The sequence below is a fragment of the Alcaligenes sp. AB3 genome, from assembly GCF_031844565.1.
Classification (GTDB): Bacteria; Pseudomonadota; Gammaproteobacteria; order Burkholderiales; family Burkholderiaceae_B; genus Alcaligenes; species Alcaligenes faecalis.
Map to the genome: position 1 here is coordinate 518,398 of NZ_JAUZVM010000002.1, position 6,867 is coordinate 525,264.

General features: G+C 56.8%; 5 protein-coding genes. 3 read left to right on the top strand and 2 right to left on the bottom strand.

What is annotated here, in order from left to right:
* The first annotated feature begins 24 nt into the window (after nt 1–24).
* On the top strand, nt 25–1,074 hold the full coding sequence (gene purM / locus Q9R35_RS07455; protein WP_022983476.1) for a phosphoribosylformylglycinamidine cyclo-ligase: 1,050 nt from the start codon (nt 25–27) through the stop codon (nt 1,072–1,074).
* Between the two features lie 285 nt (nt 1,075–1,359).
* Complete coding sequence (locus Q9R35_RS07460) at nt 1,360–2,820, top strand: NCS1 family nucleobase:cation symporter-1 (protein ID WP_311219605.1); 1,461 nt, start codon at nt 1,360–1,362, stop codon at nt 2,818–2,820.
* A gap of 107 nt (nt 2,821–2,927) precedes the next feature.
* Here the strand turns inward: Q9R35_RS07460 and miaA are convergent, their stop codons facing one another.
* Together miaA and mutL are read right to left on the bottom strand one after the other, a co-directional pair.
* Nucleotides 2,928–3,866 (bottom strand): tRNA (adenosine(37)-N6)-dimethylallyltransferase MiaA, encoded by a 939-nt coding sequence (gene miaA, locus Q9R35_RS07465; protein WP_042483670.1) that lies wholly within the window; start codon nt 3,864–3,866, stop codon nt 2,928–2,930.
* On the bottom strand, nt 3,863–5,734 hold the full coding sequence (gene mutL / locus Q9R35_RS07470) for a DNA mismatch repair endonuclease MutL (RefSeq protein WP_042483673.1): 1,872 nt from the start codon (nt 5,732–5,734) through the stop codon (nt 3,863–3,865). Before mutL ends, miaA begins: the two co-directional genes overlap by 4 nt.
* A 145-nt stretch (nt 5,735–5,879) precedes the next feature.
* Here mutL and Q9R35_RS07475 point away from each other — a divergent pair, with 145 nt between their 5' ends.
* Nucleotides 5,880–6,530 (top strand): VTT domain-containing protein, encoded by a 651-nt coding sequence (locus Q9R35_RS07475; protein WP_042483676.1) that lies wholly within the window; start codon nt 5,880–5,882, stop codon nt 6,528–6,530.
* Nucleotides 6,531–6,867 lie beyond the last annotated feature (337 nt).

The window sequence follows — 6,867 nt, forward strand, 5'->3', positions numbered from 1 at the left end:
TTCACATATCCCACGGCTTTTCCCATGAAAAACACTACTTCTGTTTCCTTGACCTACCGCGATGCAGGCGTGGATATCGACGCGGGCGATGCCCTGGTCGATCGTATTAAACCACTGGCTGCCAAAACCATGCGTGCAGGCGTCATGGCTGGAATCGGAGGCTTTGGCGCTTTGTTTGAAGTGCCTACCCACCTTAAAGAGCCCGTTCTGGTGTCCGGCACCGACGGTGTTGGTACCAAACTACGCCTGGCATTTGATTGGCAGCGCCACGACACTGTGGGTATAGACCTGGTGGCCATGAGTGTCAACGACATTCTAGTCCAGGGCGCAGAACCCTTGTACTTTCTGGATTACTTTGCCTGCGGCAAGCTGTCGGTCGACACGGCTGCTCAAGTAGTTGGCGGCATTGCCAAGGGTTGTGAACTGTCCGCTTGTGCCCTGATCGGGGGCGAAACGGCAGAGATGCCCGGCATGTACCCCGAAGGCGAGTACGACCTGGCCGGTTTTGCAGTGGGAGCGGTAGAAAAATCGCGCATTATCGACGGCAAGTCCATTGTTCCCGGTGACGTGGTTCTGGGTCTGGCTTCCAGCGGCGCCCACTCCAATGGTTACTCCCTGATTCGCAAGATTCTCAAGCACGCCAACGCCAAGCCTACCGACGAGCTGGATGGCCGTCCTTTGGCTGACGTGGTCATGGAACCCACCCGCATCTACGTGAAATCCGTGCTGGCTGCCTTGGCTGCCCACGGTGCGGACATCAAGGGCCTGGCTCACATCACGGGCGGTGGCTTGCTGGAAAACGTGCCCCGCATCCTGCAAAAGCACCTGACTGCCCGCCTGAAGCGTGACTCCTGGACCATGCCTGCCTTGTTCCAGTGGTTGCAAAGCAACGGTAACGTGGCCGACGAAGAAATGTACCGCGTGTTCAACTGCGGTATCGGCATGATCATCATCGTTCCTGCAGACAAGGCAGACGCCATCAGCGCAACCTTGTCCGAGCAAGGCGAAACCGTCTACCAACTGGGCGAAATCCTTGAGCGTCAGGAAGGTCAGGCACAGACTGAAGTGGTCTGAAACCCCCGGATCTTTCCGTGAATAGAAAAGCCAGCTCCTTGAGCTGGCTTTTTTTATTCCTGCACCCCATCCGGAAGTCCTCTGTATTAGCGCTTCGAATCTGGTGTATTTGATTTTCAAATAAGGTTTATATGAAATTAATTATGCCGTTTTTCGAGCTAATCCGAATTTAAGTATTACTCGTACATTCCATAATGTTCCCCGCTCAACAAGGCTCCTACAGTAGCGGCAAGCGTGTAGAAATATCAGCTGAAATGTTAGAAGCAATTTCTAAGGGGGAAGAAAATGGAGCATAGCGATTTATCCTTGAAAGACCCGCATCCGTCCTTGCATAACGAGGATCTGGCGCCTTTGCCACGACAAAAACGTTTGTGGGGCTGGTTCGAGATTTTCAACGTCTGGTCCAACGATATTCAAAGTCTGTTTGGCTATACCTTGGCCGCCACCTTGTTTATTTCTTATGGTCTGAATGGCTGGGCCGTGTTTGCCGGCATCTTGCTGGCCGGTTTCATTGTGATGGGCCTGGTGAATCTGAGCGGTAAACCCAGCGTGCTGTATGGCGTTCCTTATCCCGTGATTGCCCGTATCAGCATGGGGGTGAAGGGGGCCAAGTTTCCGGCCCTGGTGCGCGGGATTGTGGCTATCTTCTGGTACGGCGTGCAAACCTACTTTGCCTCTACCGCTTTGGCCTTGTTGTTCAATGCTTTGCTCGGCCACCCCGGCGGTGCCTTGTTTTTGGGGCTGGATTGGGTGGGCTGGCTGTCTTATATCGTGGTCTGCATCTTGCAGCTGGGCATTTTCCTGATGGGCATGAAGTGGATTACGCGTTTCCTGAACTGGGCGGGTCCCTTGGTGTACCTGGTGATGTTCGCCTTGCTGGCCGTGATCTGGTACAAGGCGGGCAGCGGCCTGCTCGATAAAGTGGGCGAGATTTTTGCCGGCAAGGGCACTTACGAGGGCGGCCCCTTGATGGCTTTTGGTGCGGTTGTAGGCACCATGGTGGCGTACTTTGCGGCTGTCGTGATCAATTACGGTGACTTCTCGCGCTTTGTGAAAGACGAGCGCAGCATGCGCATCGGCAACTTCATGGGCTTGCCCGTCAGCCTGGCCGTGTTCTCTTTCCTGGCCTTGTTCATTACCGCTGGCACAGCCGTGCTGTTTGGTGAAACCCTGACCAACCCCACTGATATTGTGGATCGCGTCGATAGCCTGGCTTTGACGGTGATCGCCGCTTTGACCTTCTTTGCCGCAACCGTGGGGATCAACCTGGTGGCGAACTTCATTCCGCCTGCCTTCGATCTGGCTAACCTCAAGCCCGAGCTGATCTCTGCCAAGATGGGCGGCATTCTGACTGCCGTGATTGCTTTCTTTATCGGTGCCTTGTGGTTGCCCTTGATCAGCGCCATCGGGATTACCGGCTTCGTGGACACCTTGGGCGCCTTGCTGGCCCCCTTGTACGGCATCATGATTGTGGACTTTTACTTGATCCGCAGACAGCGCGTGGTGGTGTCGGATCTGTTCTCCCTGAAAGAAAGTGGTACTTACTACTTCCAGAATGGCTGGAACAAGCGCGCCATGACCGCCTTTTTCCTGGCAGCCGTGTTCTCGGTGGCGACGGTGTGGGTGCCTGCCTTGGCGAATATGGCCGGTTACGGCTGGCTGATTGGCGCCTTGCTGGGTGGTGTGTTCCAATACGTGGCCATGCGCACTCAAGTCTTGCCCAAGCTGAACGGGGCTTCGGTGTAAAAACCGTATTTCGGGTAAAAAACGATCTTTTTGAACCGCCTCTGGCCGTTGGATACCATCCAGCTGCCGGGGGCGGTTCGCAAAAAAGCGAGATGCTTAGCTGAGTATCAGGCTGGCCAGATCTGGCGTGCCGCTTGCACGATCTGCTCGGCGGCTTGCGGGTTCTGGCAGTTGAATTGCTGACGCTCGGGTTCGGATCGCAGCCAGGTCAATTGGCGTTTGGCCAGTTGGCGAGTCGCGGCAATAGCCTGTTCAATGGCCAGGTCCAGGCTGACTTCGCCGTCCAGATACGACCATAGTTGCCGATAGCCCACACAACGAATAGAGGGCAGGCCGGGATGCAAGTCAGGGCGCTGGTAAAGCTTTTCCACTTCCTGCAGCAGTCCTTGTTCGATCATGTCGTGATAGCGAACCGCGATACGTTTATGCAGCCAGGATCGGTCTTCCGGTTCCAGGCTCATGGTGACGTACTGATGGCTGCCTTCTTGCGGCTGGGCCTTGTCCTTTAGCCAGTCGCTCATGGTCTTGCCGCTGATATGGAAAATCTCCAGGGCACGTTGAATACGCTGGCTATCGCGGGGGGCCAGCCGGGCAGCTGTTACCGGGTCGATACGGGTCAGCTCTTCGTGCATGCCGGGCCAGCCGATTTCCTGGGCGCGCTCATCCAGTTGCTGGCGAATGGCGGGGTCGGCCTGCGGCAAGTCGTTCAGGCCTTCACGCAGAGCTTTGTAATACAGCATGGTGCCGCCACACAGCACGGGGTAATGCCCGCGTGCCCGGATTTCCTGAATCAGGCGGGTTGCGTCAGTGGCAAATTCCGCGGCTGAATAGCTTTCAGCCGGGTCGCGAATATCCAGTAAGTGATGGAGAATGGCCGCTTGTTCTTCCGCGCTGGGCTTGGCCGTGCCAATGTCCATGTCGCGGTAAATCGTGGCCGAGTCCATCACAATCACTTCAATCGGCCAGTGTTGGGCCAGGATATGCGTGCTTGCGCTTTTGCCGCTGGCCGTTGGGCCAGCCAGACACAGAATGGGTAAATCGTTCATTGTCCACGCATAAAAAGTTTGTCCAGCTCGCTGAGCTTCCATTGGAACCAGGTGGGGCGACCGTGATTGCACAGATCAGCCCTGTCGGTTTGTTCCATCTTGCGAAGCAAAGCGTTCATCTCGGGGATGCTCAGGCGGCGATTGGCACGTACCGCACCGTGGCAGGCCATGGTGGAAAGCAGCTCGTTGCGCTGTTCATCCAGATGGCGTGACGACCCTACCTGTGCCAGGTCGCGCAGTACGGCACGGGCCAGGGATTCTATATCGCCTTGAGCCAAGAGGGCAGGGACGGCACGCACGGCCATGGTGGTGGGGCCGGCCGGGTTCATGCTCAGGCCCAGATCGGCCAGCGTTTCCTGATGCTCATCCAGCAAAGCGATATCGCTTTCCGAGCAGCTGAACACTACTGGCACCAGCAGATCCTGACGGGGCAGTTCGCGGCCATCCAGAGCCTGCTTCAATTGTTCGTAAACTACGCGTTCATGCGCGGCGTGCATGTCCACCAGAATCATGCCCTGACGGGTTTCGGACAGGATATAGATGCCGTGCAACTGGCCCAGGGCCATGCCCAAGGGAAACTCGTCCGTCGCGCTGTCTGCCTCGCTTTGATAGCTGGTGACTGGCGTGTTACTGGGAGCAGGCTCAATCGGACGGTACATGCTTTTCCAGTCCACATTGCCGCCGCCAGATGGCTCGCGCAGGCTGAAACTGGATTGCCAGCCTTGGCGAGCTGGATGGCTGTACGGCATGGCGGGTTCGCTGCTGGTATAGGAGCTGCTGGGTGCGCCAGGAGTGGCCGAAGGGTAGGGCGTGCCCGTTATAGGAGGCTGGGTAGCGCCTTCAGGTAAAGGCATGGCGGCAACTGGCGTTTCCCCGGCCATGCTGCCTTGCGCCAAGGTTTGTCCGACAGACTGCAGCACAAAGCGGTACACGGCGCCGCTGTCACGGAAGCGGACTTCATGCTTGGCGGGGTGTACGTTCACATCCAGCGTGGAGGGGGCAATATCCAGAAACAGGGCATAGGCAGGCTGGCGATCCCCATGCAGCACATCGGCATAGGCACTGCGTATGGCGTGTGACACCGTGCGATCGCGTACAAAGCGGCCATTCACAAACAGGAACTGCTTGTCTGCGCTTGGGCGAGCGTGGGCCGGGTGAATCACCAGACCGCGCAAGCTGATCAGCCCCTGTTCCTGGGCAACGGGTAGGCTTTGTTCAATAAACTCCTTGCCCAAAATATCCAGCAGACGCTGTTCCAGCGTGCCACTGCGCCAGTGGCGCTGGGGCTTGTCGTTGTGGAAAAGCCGGAAAGCGATCTGCGGCTGTGCCAGGGCAATGCGCTCCAGCGCGGTCACGCAATGGCCGTACTCCGTGCCTTCCGTACGCAGGAACTTGCGACGGGCAGGGATCTCGTCAAATAGCTGACGTACATCCACATGCGTGCCAATCTGCCCGGAGGCGGGCTGGGGTTCAGCGTGGCCCAGCGAGTATTCCCAGGCGTGCGGGTCGTCCTGGGTGCGCGAGTTGATCGTCAGACGGGCTACCGAGGCAATAGAGGGCAGGGCCTCACCCCGAAAGCCCATGGAGGCCACGGACTCCAGTTCTTCCAGCGAGCGAATCTTGCTGGTGGCATGTTGCAGCAGCGCCAGGGGCAACTCTTCCTGGGTGATGCCGTGGCCATCGTCGCTGACAGAGATGCGGCGTATGCCGCCGCCGTCCAGACGAATCTCGATGGCACTGGCTCCGGCATCAATGGCGTTTTCCAGCAGTTCCTTCAGGACAGATGCCGGGCGCTCGATAACTTCACCGGCTGCAATTTGGCTTACAAGCAAGTCCGGGAGTGGGATAATACGGCGTCTTGATGACATAGGGCGGCTGGCCTTGTGTGTATTCAGGGTTGAACAATACACGTTCAACGGGTTTCAAACGGTAGCGGCTTATTTTAACCGCTTGCTCTATGGTGTCGGTCTGGCCAGTATCGGACTGGCTGGATTGTTATTTTGGTGTGGAACTATGCCCGATTTACTCAGCATGATCCTTCATATTGACCAGTACCTGGGTGTGTGGGTCGAGCAGTATGGAGCCTGGATTTATCTTGTTCTGTTCTTGATTATATTTGGCGAGACCGGGCTTGTGGTTCTGCCATTCCTGCCGGGCGATTCCTTGCTGTTTATTGCTGGAGCCTTTGGCGCTTCGGGCATGCTGGACCCGGTCATGCTGGGTGGCCTGCTGATCGTGGCAGCGGTGCTGGGGAACACCGTGAACTATCACGTGGGGCGGTATATAGGTCCGAAAGTCTTTACCCAGGAATCCCGATTCCTGGATCGCCGTGCTCTGGTCAAAACCCATGCTTTCTATGAAAAGCATGGTGGCAAGACCATCGTCATTTCCCGCTTCCTGCCTCTGTTTCGCACCTTCGCGCCCTTTGTGGCCGGTGTGGGCCATATGAATGCCATGCGCTTTCAGATGTACAACATTACCGGCGCGGTGCTGTGGATTTGCAGCTTGATTACCCTGGGCTACTTCTTTGGTAACGTGCCGTTCATCAAGGCGCATTTGAATACCATCGTGCTGATTGGTATTGCGGCTGCCGCGGTGCCTGTCGTGGCTGGGGCCTTGTGGAAGATCTTCAAGCGCAAGAGCAAGGGTGATGCGGCTTTGTAGGATGTGAGGCCGGGTTGCTCGGCTGTTAAAGGCCACGGAAAGGACGCCAGAAGGTGTCCTTTTTTATTTCGGAAACCTGTCAGATATCGCTGTTGTTGGCGAGGGGGTAAAAGCCGTCGCAAAATCTGGGTTCAAGTGTCCAAGTGTCCAAGGTAACTATTGGCACTCTCCGTATTTTTGAAAAAGCTGCCTCTGTTTCAGCCTTTAGCAAAGAATGCCTCAGTTTTCTTGAGGGGGAGCAGCTAGTCTGCAGGCGGGGCTCTGGCCTGTGCTGCGCACGGGTACCCTTGTCTCTTGAGCTATCCAGGCGCCCCGTGAACTCGCGCGATAGCTCGTC